Genomic DNA, 16817 nt, shown 5'->3' with positions numbered 1-16817 from the left:
GCCATCCCTTCATAGGATGGCCTTAATTATATCTTCCGCTCCATGTTCAATTCATGAAACCCGCCGCTTATTCCTCCCAAAACAAATCATTCAACGTCTTCGACAGCGCCTTGCAAATCGCAACGCATAAGCTCAAGCTGGGATTATATTTGCCAAGCTCGATTAATCCTATAGTCTGTCTCGACACTCCCACAAGCTGGGCCAGTTCTTCCTGCGACAAGTCTTTTTCCACCCTAGCCAGCTTTAATCTTATATTTTTCATCCCCGAATCACCTCACCCGCCTCTATCCGTTTCTCTTATTCATCTAAATCTTCTGCAGCTGCCGCTTTACTAGCCTTATTGGCCAATGCATGCCCAAGTGCCATAATGCCGACGAAAAGCGGGATATATATCATCAACGAGGCGAAAAACACGATCGTGAAATACCACCAAGATTGCGAACCGCCATCTCCATAAGCGACTGCGCTTCGTATGCCAAAGAACAAAGCTAGCGCCAAGCCGAATCCTAAACCGATAAGAACATTTTTCAAGCTGAATGGCAGCTTGCTCGTTCGATCATGCATCTCCACTTCGTCTGAATACAGACCCAAGAACGCCGATCTAATTCCGTAGTACAGTGACGAGGACAATAGAACGATGATTTCGGTTGCGACAGCACCTATGTTTGGCCCATAAAGGATGTACTTCACGATTACGGACAGACAACATATGAGCACTACGAATACGTAGGCTTCTTTATAAATTTTGTTGCGTATATTTACTATTCTTTCATCCACCGGCCTATTCTTGCCTTGCAACCATTTCATTTCCCATCCACTCCTCAGTATGAATCCCTCAGCAACTCTGCCAATAATGTATAATAAACGATTCTAAATGTCAAATATATATTGCATTTAAATGATTATAGATGTCTTTTTGTCATATGCCCATATAGTTGGTTTAATAGTATTATTTTATGTACATAATAAGTGTAATTCAATATAATAAAATGTAATGGCAACCCTTGATTTTGCTGAACTTTTAAGTGTAATAGGCGGTGTAAAAATGACTTATAATTTTTCTTATGAGCACTTTATATATGAGGAAGATAAAATGGTCTTTCGTCCTAATCTAAATCTCTTTGATTACGATATACAACAACTAATATTAGAGGCGGAGAGAAATATAGGCGCACTAGCCAGGCTTGGCTTAAAAAGCCATCCTTTAAAGCCCACCATTTTACGAAATTCTTTAGTCAGAACAGCGCACTTTACAACAAAAATAGAACAAAATAAGTTGGAGTTCAAAGAGGTCGAGCAAGTTTATCAAAGCTATAAAAAGAATCCGCTAACCATAAAACAAAAGGCCCAACTGGAAGTAAAAAACGTATTTGAAACTTATGAATATATTTATAGTTTAGATCCCAACAAAGATTTTTCAGATATGGATGAACCTGTACTCAAAAAAATTCAACAGACACTCATGCAAAACTTAACTGGCTATCCTGATGGATACAGGAGTATTCCTGTTGCTCTTCAAGATAGTGACGGGCAAGTTAGTTATCAACCTCCAGCATGTAATGAAATTCCCCTTCTTATGCGGGCATATTTCTCTTGGCTTTTTACGAGTGTGACAGGATTGTCGAATCCCTACGAGACCAACGTAGTTTCTGAAAAAAAGGTGCATCCTCTTATTATTTCCGCAATTACCCATCATTTAATAGGGTATGTCCACCCCTTTCCAGATGGAAACGGAAGAACAGCTAGAGCATTTTCTACATTGGTTGGCTTAATTCATAATGACCTATCCACGATCAAGGATGCCTTCAGTGTGGAAGAATACTTTGATAAAAGAATAGAGGATTACTATGATACACTTATGACTGCTACTCAAGGGAACCTAAAACCATTCATCGTGTTCTATCTCGAGTGTGTCATTGCATCGCTTACTAAGGTGCTAAAAGAACTGCAACGTTACGATAGAATTAAGCATATTAGAGAGCTGCTTGGTAAAGGCCATGCAAAAACGATGTTTGAGTTAATAGCCAGGATGGAAGACGGCGAGATATTCCACAGACAACTGTTTGATGAGACATTGGATGCTTCACCATCAAGCATTGCAAAAAATATATCGAAACTCAAAGATTTAGGGGTTATTATACCCGGGGAAAATCGCGGAGAATATATCATTTCAATTGTGGATTAATATACAGGGGCGGTACGAACAGAATTGCTTTTGAAAATGAGGCATTCCTAGAAGGAGTGCCTCTTGTTCTGCTTCGTCCCAAATACGGAAACAGACTCGTCTTGGATAGAGCTTGGCTCTTTAACAAATACAAGTCTTTTTCTTCACTCCGCTCTTCCCAGCTGCATCAACCTTCTCAATATAGGCTCTCGCCTCGGGCACTTTACATGCGGTAGGCCCCACGTTGACGTGCACCTTCCCGATGGCATCGGCGACTCGTAGCGCCTCGTCATGCAAAGCCCGGATATAGGCGCCTGTTGCAATAACAAAAGCATTCATTTTATAGCGCACACGGTTTCTTTCCGTATGAATCGTTGTCTCGATTTGGCGCAGCAGACGGCGTATTTCATCGATATCCAATTGTTCGTCCGGGGTGATTGATATGTAGTTGCCGTATGTGCTCCAGCCGCAGGTGGCAATCAGCTCATCGCTTGAATCCATCCATTCCCTTGCCAGCTCCAGAGCAAAAGGGCTCTCTGCGGCTACTCCGGCTACCGTAGTTTCTGTGTGCATCGACCAGTTCGCCTTGTTCGCCCAGTCTTGAAGCGTTTCTTTCGGCATCGTTCTCGGATTGACGGATAGACCTGCCAAATACATGGCATCGCTATTTCCAGTGTCGTATAGAGCCCGTGCAAGATTTTGATCTTTCTTCACATCTTTAACCAGCTTTTTCAGGTCGCCAATCTTCACACCGTATAGGGGCTCTATCGCTCCGTGACGGATAAAAGTCCGCTTGGTCTGCTCCGAACCCAACGCTTCCAGCCTGCGCATCACTTCTTCCAAGGTCATCACCCGCACCCCTTTCGCTATCCTATAACATTACGGCACCGGTATCGTAAACTCAAGTTCGGGGATATACTCTTTTTCGCGTTTATTATTCTCCACCGTTCTCATGATATACGGTTTGACTGTCAATGATTTCGGTTTGGTGCATAGTCCCCCCTTTCTGTGCAACCATCCGTATGAATCTCTCTTCAGTTCATAGTTTCATACATTAGATCCCGAATTATCGAAAAAGGTTACATCGTTATTTATTCAACCGCTGTCTCTCTCCCCTTGTCCTGATCGAGAGTTAAGTCCTTTTAAGAGAATTTCCCCATACACATGCTGATTGTAGTAAAATGGAGGATGGCATTTTCACTTGGCGTATACATAAGGAGTGTTCTGCCGCATACAAACCGATCAAGGAATGCATTTTGAAGGATTGAAGGGGTAAGAAAAATGAAACACATGTTAGGGAAACTGTTCACCAATTATTGGAGCCCCTATGCCGCGATGGGGATTGCAGGCGTTCTGAGTGCTCTATATTTCGGAATTACCGGAACCGTATGGGCCGTAACCGGTGAATTCACTCGTTTGGGAGGTCACGTTTTACAGCTTTTCGGCGTGGATATTTCAGATTGGGACTATTATGGCTTGATTCATATGAACGGAACCACATTCAGCCGAACAGACGGCTGGATCGTGTGGGGCATGTTCATTGGCGCCTTGATTATGATTTTGATCAGCAATAATTTCAAAATAAGAGTTCCGAAACAAAAGCGCCGCTTGCTGCAAGGGCTGATTGGCGGATTCATCGCGGGTGTTGGCGCCCGTTTGGCTCTAGGTTGCAATCTGGCTGCCTTTTTCACTGGCGTGCCTCAATTTTCATTTCATTCTTGGATATTTATGATCGCCACCGCAATCGGTACTTATGCGGGTGTTAAAATCGTAAATACAAGATGGTGGAAGGGCAAGCCTGTCCTGCAAAAAGGCAATATGGCGCAAAGCGCTGCCAAAACAAGAAAGATTCAACCCATTGCAGGTGCCGTCATTGCGTTATTGTATACGGGCCTTATCGTTTACTTTTTCATCTCGGGCCGCACGATGTTGGGAGTAGCTGCTCTATTCGGGGCCGCATTCGGCATTTTGATTGAAAGAGGGCAAATTTGCTTTACATCTGCGTTCCGCGATCTGTGGATTAGCGGCCGGGCCACCATGACGAAAGCAATCACGGTCGGCATGGCCATTAGTTCCGTGGCGACACTGCTCATCATCTTGATTTACGGATTGGACCCGATTACCAAAATTGCCGCGCCAAGCACATTTGTCGGCGGCGTGCTGTTCGGCATCGGCATCGTACTGGCCGGCGGCTGCGAGACAGGCATGATGTACCGGCTGATGGAAGGGCAAATCGTCTTCTTGCCCGTATTTATCGGCAACATCATCGGTGCCACGGCCCTCGCCTATGCGTGGGATCATCTCGGTGTCTATAACGTTCTCGTACAGAGCGGAGCCAAAATCAATTTGCTCACGATAATGGGGCCTGCCGGCGCGCTGGCGGTGACGCTGATCCTGTTAGGAATCGGATATGCTGTAGCCGTATACTGGCAAAAAAACTACCGCTTCGGCGTTGGATTCAAGAAAGGGGACTATAAAAATGTCAGTTGAAGTTGATTTCACGTTGGACCTTAGAGGGGAACCTTGTCCATACCCGGTTATTTATACGCTGGAAACATTGCGCGACATGAAGAAGGGGCAGCTGCTGCAGGTCATTGCCGACTGTCCGGCGGCCTTCCGCAACGTGCCGGAAGAAGTCGTTAAGCACGGCTATACGCTCGCACAGGAACCTGTCAAAAACGGGCAGGATTTAATATTTTATATTCAGGCGTAAAAACACTCAAAGGATTAGGCACGCGAAATTCGCGACCTAATCCTTTTTTCTTATTGCGGATTCAACAAGAAGGCTCCCCAACCAGCTTCCACTCACTCTCCCCTTCGGTCAGCAAAAACAATCGTCTCCAACTGCATTTATACCGTAATGCGGCTTCTGAATGAGTGGGAGAGTGGAGAAAAGGACTTGGCGGCGTATCGTGAACGGCTATTCTATCAGTAATTTTAAAATATGATAAAATAAGTATAAAATGAAAGAAAAAATAATTTCTATACCCTTAAAAACTAACCTTTATCTAACCGTCCTCCCTGTAAACTGAAGTCACAGTTGCAAGTCATGCACCAAAACAATTAAAGCTAACTACAGGAGGAATTACGATGAAAAAGGTTACGATGTTAAAAACAGGATTAATGGTTGCCGCAATGGTGGCCGCACTACCGCTTAGCGCTTTTGCAGCAACTGGGGTTCCCGTGGCAAAGGCAGATTCCAAAATAATTAAAATGGAATCATTGGATGCAATTAAGGCTACTCACCAACTGACCAATAAGGATCAAATTCAAGTAAAGAAACAAATCACCGAAAAAATTAAAAATCTGAAGCTTGATCAAAAAACGGAGAAAAAAGCAACTGAACTAATCGCAAACCTCAAAGCTGATCAACTATCCGGAAAAAAATTGAACGAAGTGATTGCAAGCCTCAAACTTGATCAACAAACGGAAAAGAAATTGAACCAAACGATTGCAGATCTTAGTCTTGAGCAACAAATCATTGAAGCGGAAGCGCAGGGCAACGTGAAAACTGTAAACATAAAAGCTGAAATTCATACTTCTCCCGCTGACCAGAATGCCGCTCAGCAATTGAAACTGAAAGACGGTCAAGTTTTACTAAAAAAAGAAATTGTAGAAAACAAGTAAATCTTATATAAGCCATTTCATTCAAGAAAATCATCTTCTTGCAACTGTATGATGCAGCAGCCAAGCAGCCAGAAAGCATGGCTGCTTGGCCATGTTTGTGGCACACAAGGAGTGAAAGCACAATGAAGCTATTATTAGTCGAGGACGAATCCATACTCTCGAACATCATAGCCAAAGGACTTAAAAAATGCGGCTATGCGGTTGACAGGGCGATGGACGGCGAAGAAGCCATCGAGCTGCATGAAATCAATCAGTATGATTTAATTGTTCTGGATTTAAATATACCTAAAATAGACGGCATGGAGGTGCTGAAAAAAATTCGGGACGAGAACAAAGAAATCAATATATTGATTCTTTCGGCCCGCTCCGAAATCGAGGATCGCATTACCGGATTGGATTCCGGCGCAAATGATTACCTGATTAAACCCTTTGACTTTAAAGAGCTGGAAGCGAGAATCCGCAATTTGCTGCGGCGCTCCTTCGTACAGCAGGATACCGTTCTGACTTGCGGCCCTATAAGCGTCGATACGGCCCAAAAGTGTGTGTATGTCAACGAGCGGCTTGTTGAGTTGACCAAAAAGGAATACTCCCTGCTCCAGTATCTCATGATGAACAAGAACAGCGTAATCAGCGCCGAGCAGCTGATTGAACATACATGGGACAGCGATACGGACTTATTTTCCAATTCGCTTAAGTTTCATATTTATTCTTTGAAGAAAAAGCTTGCCGAAGTGCTAGGGGAGAAAGACGTAATAAGAAACATAAGAGGACAGGGATACATTATGTCTGATTCTGCGGGGGAGCACGATGTTAAATAAACTATCTTTGCGTATGCGGTTGACGCTGCTTACCGGGTGTATTGTCATTCTTACCGCCGTTTGTGTAACCCTGACTTCCATTCACAATGCGGAAAGCAAAATTGTCCGGCCCATCGTTCTAGAAGCAGCCATAGCCACCATGAATAAGACGGTGCCACTGAATTCCAGCATAACGCTAGACCATGCAGCCAGTGCTCGACCAGCTGCGAATGAGGAAAAACTAAGTAATATATCAGTCGAAGTAAGAGCTATCAAGGCCAAAGACCAGTTTGTCGATACCAGTGTCATCTATATGTTTATCATCATTATCCTGGGGATGGCTGCAACCTATGTAATCTCGGGCAGAGCTCTAAAGCCGGTTAATCAACTCAGCAAAACGATTAAAAACATCAACGAGCATAATTTATCCCATCGCATTGACCATATTCAGACAAAGGATGAAATCGGCAGCCTGGCCGGCTCCTTCAATACGATGCTGAACAGACTGGATGAGTCCTTCGCCAGACAGAAAAGATTCGCCGCCAATGCGGCCCACGAGCTTAAAACACCGCTTACGACCATAAAAGCGGGAATTCAAGTGCTGAAATTGGACAAATCCCCTTCTATCGAAGACTATAAAGAAAATGTGGACATTACGGAATTAAGCACGCAACGGCTGATCGATGTCGTGGATGACTTATTGAAGCTGACTTCGGAGGAAAAGGCGAAGTTTGCGGATACGATTGCTCTATCCGACACGCTCCAACATATTGCGCAGGAATTAGAACCGATGACCCGGCAAAAAAATATCCAAATACAAGTAGTAGGGGAATGTAGTCATGCTATATTCGGCAATCAGACTCTTGTATATAGGGCCTTGTTCAATCTGCTAGAAAACGCGGTGAAATACAATAAGCACGGCGGCAAAGTTCAAATAGCCGTTTCACTGCGCGGATATAATACGATTATCCACATTTCCGATACAGGCATAGGTATTCCGAATGAAGAGCTCCCGCATATATTTGAACCTTTCTATCGTATTGATAAATCACGCTCACGCGACATCGGCGGTTCCGGATTAGGGCTTTCCATCGTGAAAACAATTATTGAAAAACACAATGGCACTATTGCCGTGCAAAGCGAGCCAGGCGTTGGTACGACATTTGATGTCTTATTTCCAAGTCAACACAAGTAAACCGCCTTATACATTGATTTCATATATAAAAACTTGGTACATTAATATCGTACAGACATAAATATTACAATCAAAGGTGTGTATAGGGTGCGAATAAATAAATACATTAGCGAATCCGGCATAACGTCCAGACGAGAAGCCGACAAATGGATAGCCGCTCGAAGAGTGACAATCAATGGAATCGTAGCCGAGTTAGGGAGTCAAGTAGAACCAGGGGACGATGTTCGCGTTGACAACAAACCCATTATAGCGGAACAAAAACATGTCTATATTGTGCTCAATAAGCCAGTAGGCATTACCAGCACAACGGAACGCCATGTGAAGGGGAACATTGTTGATTTCGTCAATCATCCGCTGCGGATTTTTCATATAGGGCGACTGGATAAAGACTCGGAAGGCTTAATCCTGCTGACGAACGACGGCGACATCGTCAACAAAATTTTGCGCTCCGAAAACAAGCATGAAAAAGAATATATCGTAACTGTCGACAAGAAGCTCACTCCTTGGTTTTTGGACTCAATGGCTGCAGGTGTGGAAATTTTAGGCACGAAGACTCTTCCTTGTAAACTTACCAAGATGACCAATTTTGTTTTTAAAATCACGCTCACCCAAGGACTAAATCGCCAAATTCGCCGCATGTGCTCCGCCCTCGGCTATGAGGTGCGCCGTCTGCAGCGAATCCGGATCATGAACATTCACTTGCAAGGTCTGCCCGTGGGCCATTGGCGGGACCTGACCAAAGAAGAACAGAATCAATTGTTTAAAGATCTCAACTACAAGCCAAAGCAACCTTAGACAACTTGGATATTACGTTCACGGCGCCGCACAGGTCCAGAAGACTGGCCACGATGCGATTAGGTGGTGCGGCGCTCACGAGCCTTCCCCCTGTTCTCAGAACCTCCATAAGCTCACCCTCGCTTGGCCGTTACTTTACCCGTCTGTTTGCGCCTTAGCCCGCAAGGGTGCCGATACTGCAGCTCATTGCATAACGAAGTGGAAAATCAGCGGGCAAATGCTGTATATTGGTGTATTATGGGTCGACAAAGGAGCTAAACAAACTCATGGCTGAAGCACTCAAAGAAATGTACAATCCATCCTTTTTCCAGCATTTCTGCGCGATTGTAAAACAAGCACATCCAGAATTCGATGACCGGCTGTTTATGAACTTGATATTCGATCAAGAGTGGGGAAATAGAGAGTTAAAACAAAGGTTTCGACACATTACACATGCGTTGTCTGCAACTCTGCCTCCTTCTTATCCAGAAGCAATAGAGCTTTTAATGAAAATAACTCCGCAATGCAGAGGGTTTGAGTATTTATTTTTCCCTGATTTTGTAGAGGAATATGGCCTTGCCCATTGGGACGTATCGATCTCTGCACTGAAGCAGTTCACTGCATCATCTAGTTCGGAATTTGCGGTTCGTCCTTTTATTGAAGCCGATCCGATCAAGATGATGTCCATCATGGAGGAATGGGCCCGGGACGAAGATCATCATGTGCGCAGATTAGCTAGTGAAGGCTGCCGTCCCAGACTTCCTTGGGCCGCCCCTCTGAAAATGTTTAAAGATAATCCGGCCCCAATATTGCCTATTTTGTCTCTCTTGAAAGAGGATGAAAGTGAATATGTCCGCAAAAGCGTCGCCAATAACTTAAACGACATTTCCAAGGATCACCCCGGCTTGGTGAAAAAGATAGGCTCAGAATGGAAAGGACAGCATCCCCATACGGACTGGATTATTAAACACGGCTGCAGAACCCTATTAAGAAAAGCAGATCCTGAAGTGCTAAGTTTATTTGGATTCAATACCGGGCCGGACGTTCAAATCAAGAATCTGTTATTGTCGAATGATCAGCTGTCCATTGGCGACACGCTTGCGTTCGAGTTTGTATTGGTTAATCCGTCGCCAGATATCCATAAGCTGCGTATCGAATATGGGATTAATTTTGTCAAAGCAAACGGCACGACCTCCAGAAAACTATTTAAGATTACCGAGAACACTTATAAAAACGGTGAGGTGGCGTTTCACAGAACGCATTCCTTTAAAGACCTTTCAACGAGAACTCACTATGAGGGGCAGCATCGTATATTTATTGCGATCAATGGGCGGGAAATGGCCGAAGCTTATCTTCAATTGAAGGCTTCGCAAAGATAGTTCGCCCGGCAGCAGAGCCTCCAATGTAATTGACAACCATTAAGTTTAGGAACTATACTAAATGCATGGATAAAAAAATGTATACCCAATCTGACAATAACAATAGCGGCAGCCGCAATCTGGGACGACTGATTATGCAGCTGCGACGGCTCGAACGCCAACCTCATTCCTTTGGCACAGCTGGACCTTTAACGCCTAGTGAGATTCATACGGTCGAGGCCATCGGTTTCGAGGGAGGCGTTCTCATGAGCGAGCTCGCGGGTCGCCTCGGAATAACAAAAGGTGCGGTCACACAGCTTATCGCACGCTTGGAAGCAAAAGAACTTGTCACACGTTCACCGCATCCGAATGATTCGAGGGCGATCGTGATTTCACTTACCGAAACAGGTAGGGAGGCTAATGCCGCCCACGAAGAGGTGCACCGCCGCTTCTACGATCAGCTTCGTTCTCAGCTCAGCGAGCAGGAGATCGAGATATTCGAGACATGCATAGAAAAATTAAACGTTTTTTTGCAGCAATAATTTTTTTTGAGTATTTAGTTTAGTAACTATACTATAAAGAGAAGCTGGTGTTGATTATGAGCCCATCAAAACTGGACCATCAAGCTTTTACAAGCACCCATCGGATGTTCATGATGATGGCCATATGCATGGGGGCATTTATATCCCATTTTACGGCGGGTATCGTGAACGTTTCTTTGCCTCGCTTTGTCAACATATTTGAGACAAGCCTGAGCATGGTACAGTGGGTTACGACCGGCTACCTGCTCGTTATCGCCTCGTTGCTTCCAGTGATGGGCAAACTGGGCGATAGATATGGCTATCGGCTTATTCATAATCTCGGATATGTATGTTTCAGCGTCAGCTCCATACTGGTCGCATTCTCACCCAATATATCCGTGATGATTATTCTCAGAATGGTACAGGCTATAGGCGCAGCCATGTTTCAGGCTACCAATATTGCAATCATCTCTATTTATTTGCCAAAAGAAAAAAGAGGCCGGGCGCTTGGCATGGTAAGCACCGCCGTAGCCATAGGGGGGATGAGCGGACCGATAGCGGGAGGCTTTATAGCGGAATGGCTCAGTTGGCAATGGCTGTTTTTAATTCATGTTCCCGCGGCCCTAATCGCCACATGGCTGGCTTTCCGCTACATTCCGGTTCGCAGACCGGAAAGAAAACTTGTTCCTCACGATAGAGTCGGCGCGCTTTTGTTCATCATATCGATCGCCACCGTCATATACGGAATATCGAATGGAACTGCGTGGGGATGGACATCTTCTGCAACGATTGCCGTCATGACGCTAGCCATCGTCGCTTTGATTTCGTTACTGCTGTGGGAGCTGCGTCAAGAGTTCCCCTTTTTGCCGCTTCAGGCACTGCGTAATCCAGCCGTGTCCTTCGGATTGATTGTAAGCTGCGCTTCTTTCGTGATGGCCAATACCGTCTTGGTTGCAATGCCATTTTATTTAACCGGGACAGCCGGGCTTTCTCCGTTAACCGCTGGATATTTCATGACCGCTTATCCGGTCCTGTTAGCCTTTACGGGTCCGGTTGCGGGCTATTTGTCCGACCGTTACGGTTCCAGACGTTTTATGTTTTTCGGATTATTTGCGATGGGAAGTGGAATTTCCTTTTTTGCTCTTTATCCTGAGCAGTTGCCGACGGTATGGATTGTTTCCGCGCTTGCGGTGATCGGACTGGGAATGGGGCTCATTGCATCCCCGAATAACAGCTTTATTATGCAGCATGCTCCAACGGAACAGGCCGGCTCTATCGGGGGAATGATTGCGTTAACCCGTAACGCTGGCATGGTGTTAGGCGCTGCTCTGGGGCTCGGGGTCATGAATGGAGGGATTGGACAAGGACAGGCGCCTCTGTTCCAAGCATTCAAGGCCGTGTTCGAAGTCAACGTGTTCATTTGTATAGGCGCTATGGTCATATTGGGGTACGGCATTCGCTTGCAAGCGCGTAGAGGCAAGAGCTGCGGAAAAGATAAGGCAAGCCTTTTTTAATTGATGGTTGACCGCACCTTTTGTCTCATCCATTGGATGATATCCAGTTAAAACAGCACGTAAACCTCTTCCTATTAAGCTTCATTGGAATGTATCCAATGTGATTTAATGCTTTTTCATTTATAACGTACTATTCGCCGACCAATAGCCGATTTCTATTGGATCAAATACAGTCTGCACACCGTTCTGTCTCTCAAGCCCTGTTTTCACTGCACATTTTCCAGTGGAGCTCAGATTAAGAGACAGTAACCCCGAGAAAAACAGAGCAAAAGAAGCATCAAGAATTTGAAAGGTTCTTTGATGCTTCTTTCCAACGTGCCATCCCGTTTATGATACCCGGATCTGTTTGCTTCTTAGCTGGCCGCAGGCGGCATCGATATCCGTGCCATGTTCAAGGCGGACACTGCTATTGATGCCATGCTGCTTCAATATGTCATAGAATTCCCGCACCGATTGCGGCTCGCTTCTCTGATATTGACTGTGTTCATCCACAGGGTTATATGGAATTAAATTAACGCTTGCGAGATCCCGCATATCCCGAATCAGATCAACAAGCTCAAGGGCATGTTCCTTGCGGTCATTCACATCCTTAAGCAGTATATATTCAAGCGTAACTCTGCGCTTCGTCTTGTCCAAGTAGTATTGAATGGCCTGCATTAACTTCTCGATTGGAATGGCTCGGTTTATCTTCATGATTCGCGTGCGGAGCTCGTTATTGGGCGCATGCAAGGAAATCGCCAGATTGACCTGCAGATTCATATCGGTAAATTCGTAAATCTTATCCGCAAGGCCGCTCGTCGATACCGTAATGCGTCTTGGACCAATGGCCAATCCTTTGTGATCCTTGATAACATTGAGAAAGTCTACCAAGTTATTGAAGTTATCGAACGGCTCTCCAATGCCCATCACCACAACGTGGCTCACTTTTTCGTCTTGCTTCGCTTCATCCAGATGCAATTGGACCTGCATAATCTGTTCCACGATTTCGCCGCTGGTTAAATCCCGGCTCTTCGCCAACAGCCCGCTTGCGCAGAAGCTACACCCGATATTGCAGCCAACTTGCGTGGTGACACATACGGATAGTCCGTATTTATGTCTCATCAATACCGTTTCAATCAGATTGCCATCCTGCAGCTTGAACAGGAACTTAATCGTTCCATCCGCCGATTCTTGCTTCACGTGCTCGGCCATCGTCCTGATGGCAAAATGCTCAGCCAATAATTCGATGCAATCTTGATTGACATCGCTCATTTCCGAGAAATTCGTTACCCGCTTTCTATAAAGCCAATCCCAGACTTGCGCTGCCCGAAACTTTTTATGCCCATATTGAGCCAACCATGCCGTCAGTTGCTCCATTGTTAATCCATAAATGGATTCCTTATTCATTCCGATATCCTCATTTCACAAACTTTATCACTCTGCCCTATTATACTAAAGCTGGCGCAGCACACAATCTGTTTATTATTGTCCTACTTATTAAATATATACAAGGGGGAGGAAACAGTCATGTTCCTTTGCCTCATTGCAATATGCATCTGGATGCGGCGAGTCCCGGGAACTGGTCACGCTGCAAAAAAATACGGTATACTTAGCATAGAAAGGACAAGCTTTGTCCAATGTGGAATCTATGCTCTTCATAACAACAGGTAACAAACTGGCATATTCTTTCCTTAACAGCCATAGAAGCACGCACCTACATGAAGGGAGAGGATATTATTGAAAAAAAGAGTGTTGATCGTGTCCATTACCATTCTAGCACTGCTATTGATTATCATCACGTCTGCTAGCTTTTATTTCTACCACGTCGCCATTGCACGCGCCGACAAGAGCTTCTTGAAAGGCAATCCCGATCTGGCGGTTAGCGCGAGCGTCGCGAATCCGTTCGATGACAATGAAGAGTGGTGGGGTAAACAAGCTTTTACGGAATGGAGCATGACGTCCAAAGATGGGCTTAAGCTGCACGCCTACTATCTGGCAGCCGCTCAACAGACGGACAAAACCGTAATTATCGCCCACGGATACTCCGGACATGCCGAACAGATGGGCAATCTGGCTCAAATGTACAGGGATGTGCTAGGCTATAACGTACTTCTCCCAGATGCCCGCGGACATGGGAAGAGCGAAGGGAATTATATCGGATTCGGTTGGCCGGAACGCAAGGATTACATCAAATGGATCGATAAAGTCATCGAACATACAAGCGACCAAGCGCAAATCGTCCTTCATGGCGTGTCCATGGGAGGAGCGACGGTCATGATGACCAGCGGTGAGGATCTGCCTCCTAACGTCAAGGCGATCGTGGAGGATTGCGGGTATACATCGGTTACAGATGAGCTGACTTACCAGCTGCAACGAATGTATCATCTCCCGTCTTTTCCGATCGTCCAAACGACCAGTCTGCTGACCCAAATTCGGGCGGGGTACTCTTTCGGAGAAGCTTCGGCCTTGGAGCAAATAAAAAAATCGAAAACGCCGATGCTGTTTATTCACGGCGGCGCGGATTTGTTCGTGCCGACCGAAATGGTTTACGAATTGTACGAGAACGGTCCTGCGCAGAAAAAAATGTTGATCGTGCCCGGCGCGGGTCACGGTATGGCCAGACAAACCGATCCGGAAGGATATGACCGTGAGGTAGCCCAATTTATCGGAATGTATGTGAAGTAAATGAGCAATAAATAAACTTTGAGATCGGTCCAAGGGCCGATTTTTTGTTACAAGCATCTCCCTCTACAAAGGGCAGTACATGGTTTAAACGGTACGATTGATAATACAACAAGCTATTCATGCACGAGTTTCTTGGACTTCCTGAAAATATAGCTGTGAAATCTTCGCTTTTGTAGTTTGTTTTTTATTTTATAAGGCAGGAATGATTGGATGAAGCAGGGTGAAAAGGAACTCACCAGACAAGAACAAATGGTATTGTTGCTGAAAAAAGCAGGCTGGTATGAGGGCAGACACGTTGATATTTCATGCTTTGAATTACGCTGCAGAGAAGAGGGCACGGATCTCTTCGACAGTGCGAAGAAGTTTCTTCAAGAGTTCTCGGGCATAGACGATATGGTTTTTTTAAAATACCATCATGACATACCCGACAGCCAGTGTGCTGATTCATGGTATGATTACACGTTTAATTTTCTTCCAAACGCACTTGAAGAAATTTCATATCCCGAGGACTATCAAGAAATTTTGACTTTTGCACAGGAGGACTGCTTCTGCTTGGGGGAATCAGGATATTACTATCCTGCCGTTGCAGCTATTGGACGCTCTGGGAAGCTGTATTTTAAACATGACTATGAGAACGTTGTCCGTGTCTTTGACACACTAGTCCAGAGCATGGAGCATGAGTTGGAGAATCATGATATCGTAATCTCATCTTTGTATGAGAAAAACGAAGTTTTGCTTCCAACGTTATGGGGCAATAAACTATTTCCCGTCAAACGTCAAAATCCTTTTTCGTAACTGTTTGTGCCCCATATCCTGATCAGGCTTGAGCTGAACAGACGAACTGAACTCATGTTATACTTGCAAAATAAATAACGACAACAAGCGAGACGCTCCACATGCCCAGAACGGGGACATGGGAGCGTCTCGCTTTCGTCTTGCCATCATTTCATCATTTGTTTCACGAGTTGGCGGTTGCGCTCTTTGAACAAATCATTATGGGAGGACACCATTCCGTAGCCATTGGCATCCGGCTGAATAAATTGCTTCGCCTTGTTCACTGCGTTGGCCGCATCCTGGAAGGCGCCTGCGATCAAGTGCAGCTTCCCGTCATGATGCAAAATATCGCCCGCCGCATACAGACCGGGAATGGACGATTCGCTGCTTGCATTCCCTGCCACGTAAAAGTCATCCACCTGCTCGATCTTCAATTCGCTGTTCCCGATTAGGCTCGAATCTCGTTCATAGCCATGGTTAATAATCACTTCGTCAATCGTCAACGCCGTTACCTCGCCAGTTGCCTGATTAGTCAGCTCTACACGTTCAATAACTTCGTGATTGTCTGAGGCAATCAGCTTCGTAATGGATGAATTGAAGTGGCACACGATAGAGCTATTCATCAGTTGCGTGATTGTCGCTTCATGACCGGATAGGGATTCCTTATCCTTGCGATAGGTCAAATACACCTGCTTGGCAACCGGCTCCAACTCATTCGCCCAATCAATGGCCGAATTGCCCCCGCCGGAAATCACAACCGTCTTATCCTTGAATTTCTGCAGAGACTTCACCGTATAATTCAAGTTGGACACTTCAAATCGTTCCGCGCCCTCGATGTCCAATTTCTGCGGATTTAATATTCCGCCACCCACCGCAACAATGACTGTTTTTGAATAATGCTTCCGGCCCGAAGCCGCATGCAATACAAAAATGCCTTCCTCGTTCCGCGCGATCGACTCCACCTTTTCATTCAACACGACTTCCGGGTCAAACGTTAACCCCTGTGCGGTAATCTGTTCAATTAATTGGGCTCCGGTTATGGGGGTCAGACCGCCCACGTCCCAGATCATTTTCTCAGGATAGACATGAACTTTACCGCCCAGACGAGGCTGGTACTCAATCAGCTTCGTTTTCATTTCCCGTAGTCCACTATAGAAAGCGGAGAACAGCCCTGCCGGACCTCCACCAATGATCGTGACATCAAATAGTTGTTCCTGATCCAATCGTGTTCACTCCTTGGATTTATATTGTTAATGATTATCATTATCAATATAAGCGTTTTCCTCATTTTTTACAACCAGAAAACTATTGACACGAGAAAAAGAGATCTTTATTATATGGAATGAAATCGAGGTTGATAATCATTATCATTTACCTTTGAAACTATAAACCAATGTGTGCCACACACCATTCAGTAAAAGGAGCATAC

General features: G+C 45.2%; 17 protein-coding genes. 12 read left to right on the top strand and 5 right to left on the bottom strand.

Annotated elements, in window-relative coordinates; genetic code table 11:
* Nucleotides 1-67: 67 nt before the first annotated feature.
* Nucleotides 68-262, bottom strand: coding sequence for a helix-turn-helix transcriptional regulator (locus A372_RS0123385; RefSeq protein ID WP_019423340.1), 195 nt, complete (start codon nt 260-262; stop codon nt 68-70).
* Nucleotides 263-297: 35 nt separating this feature from the next.
* The gene (locus A372_RS0123380; protein WP_019423339.1) at nt 298-807 is read right to left on the bottom strand and encodes a DUF6773 family protein; all 510 of its coding nucleotides are present in this window, start codon (nt 805-807) and stop codon (nt 298-300) included.
* Nucleotides 808-1045: 238 nt separating this feature from the next.
* Between A372_RS0123380 and A372_RS0123375 the strand changes: the two genes are divergently transcribed.
* Nucleotides 1046-2185, top strand: a complete 1140-nt coding sequence (locus A372_RS0123375) for a Fic family protein (protein WP_019423338.1) — start codon at nt 1046-1048, stop codon at nt 2183-2185.
* Nucleotides 2186-2305: 120 nt separating this feature from the next.
* Here the strand turns inward: A372_RS0123375 and A372_RS0123370 are convergent, their stop codons facing one another.
* Entirely contained in the window at nt 2306-3013 is a 708-nt protein-coding gene (locus tag A372_RS0123370; protein WP_019423337.1) for a DNA alkylation repair protein, read from the bottom strand.
* A 432-nt stretch (nt 3014-3445) separates the two neighbouring features.
* Between A372_RS0123370 and yedE the strand changes: the two genes are divergently transcribed.
* The 9 genes from yedE to A372_RS0123325 all read left to right on the top strand — a co-directional run bounded on the left by yedE (nt 3446) and on the right by A372_RS0123325 (nt 11950).
* Nucleotides 3446-4654, top strand: a complete 1209-nt coding sequence (gene yedE, locus A372_RS0123365; protein ID WP_019423336.1) for a selenium metabolism membrane protein YedE/FdhT — start codon at nt 3446-3448, stop codon at nt 4652-4654.
* Nucleotides 4644-4877 carry a sulfurtransferase-like selenium metabolism protein YedF gene (gene yedF, locus A372_RS0123360; RefSeq protein ID WP_019423335.1) on the top strand — a complete coding sequence of 78 codons (234 nt, stop codon included), beginning with the start codon at nt 4644-4646 and terminating at the stop codon, nt 4875-4877. Before yedE ends, yedF begins: the two co-directional genes overlap by 11 nt.
* A 377-nt stretch (nt 4878-5254) precedes the next feature.
* Nucleotides 5255-5791 (top strand): hypothetical protein, encoded by a 537-nt coding sequence (locus tag A372_RS0123355; protein WP_019423334.1) that lies wholly within the window; start codon nt 5255-5257, stop codon nt 5789-5791.
* A gap of 122 nt (nt 5792-5913) precedes the next feature.
* The gene (locus A372_RS0123350) at nt 5914-6609 is read left to right on the top strand and encodes a response regulator transcription factor (RefSeq protein ID WP_019423333.1); all 696 of its coding nucleotides are present in this window, start codon (nt 5914-5916) and stop codon (nt 6607-6609) included.
* Nucleotides 6599-7783, top strand: coding sequence for a sensor histidine kinase (locus A372_RS0123345; RefSeq protein ID WP_019423332.1), 1185 nt, complete (start codon nt 6599-6601; stop codon nt 7781-7783). The genes A372_RS0123350 and A372_RS0123345 overlap by 11 nt, the downstream gene beginning before the upstream one ends.
* A gap of 87 nt (nt 7784-7870) precedes the next feature.
* Nucleotides 7871-8578: a 23S rRNA pseudouridine(2604) synthase RluF gene (gene rluF / locus A372_RS0123340; protein ID WP_019423331.1), complete on the top strand. Its 708-nt coding sequence runs from the start codon at nt 7871-7873 to the stop codon at nt 8576-8578.
* Nucleotides 8579-8844: 266 nt separating this feature from the next.
* Nucleotides 8845-9936: a DNA alkylation repair protein gene (locus A372_RS0123335; protein WP_019423330.1), complete on the top strand. Its 1092-nt coding sequence runs from the start codon at nt 8845-8847 to the stop codon at nt 9934-9936.
* Nucleotides 9937-10013: 77 nt separating this feature from the next.
* Nucleotides 10014-10457, top strand: coding sequence for a MarR family winged helix-turn-helix transcriptional regulator (locus tag A372_RS0123330; RefSeq protein ID WP_237728587.1), 444 nt, complete (start codon nt 10014-10016; stop codon nt 10455-10457).
* 56 nt (nt 10458-10513) lie between these two features.
* Nucleotides 10514-11950 (top strand): MFS transporter, encoded by a 1437-nt coding sequence (locus A372_RS0123325; RefSeq protein ID WP_157259668.1) that lies wholly within the window; start codon nt 10514-10516, stop codon nt 11948-11950.
* 327 nt (nt 11951-12277) lie between these two features.
* Here the strand turns inward: A372_RS0123325 and rlmN are convergent, their stop codons facing one another.
* The gene (gene rlmN, locus A372_RS0123320; protein ID WP_019423327.1) at nt 12278-13336 is read right to left on the bottom strand and encodes a 23S rRNA (adenine(2503)-C(2))-methyltransferase RlmN; all 1059 of its coding nucleotides are present in this window, start codon (nt 13334-13336) and stop codon (nt 12278-12280) included.
* Between the two features lie 330 nt (nt 13337-13666).
* Between rlmN and A372_RS0123315 the strand changes: the two genes are divergently transcribed.
* Together A372_RS0123315 and A372_RS0123310 are read left to right on the top strand one after the other, a co-directional pair.
* A complete protein-coding gene (locus A372_RS0123315; RefSeq protein WP_019423326.1) occupies nt 13667-14614 on the top strand; it encodes an alpha/beta hydrolase in 948 nt (315 codons plus the stop codon).
* Between the two features lie 210 nt (nt 14615-14824).
* Entirely contained in the window at nt 14825-15409 is a 585-nt protein-coding gene (locus tag A372_RS0123310; protein ID WP_019423325.1) for an SUKH-3 domain-containing protein, read from the top strand.
* A 146-nt stretch (nt 15410-15555) separates the two neighbouring features.
* Here the strand turns inward: A372_RS0123310 and A372_RS0123305 are convergent, their stop codons facing one another.
* Nucleotides 15556-16611 (bottom strand): NAD(P)/FAD-dependent oxidoreductase, encoded by a 1056-nt coding sequence (locus A372_RS0123305; RefSeq protein ID WP_019423324.1) that lies wholly within the window; start codon nt 16609-16611, stop codon nt 15556-15558.
* Nucleotides 16612-16817 lie beyond the last annotated feature (206 nt).

The sequence above is a fragment of the Paenibacillus sp. OSY-SE genome (assembly GCF_000283315.1).
Taxonomy (GTDB): Bacteria; Bacillota; Bacilli; order Paenibacillales; family Paenibacillaceae; genus Paenibacillus_B; species Paenibacillus_B profundus.
This window is presented reverse-complemented; position numbering and strand designations above follow the sequence as displayed.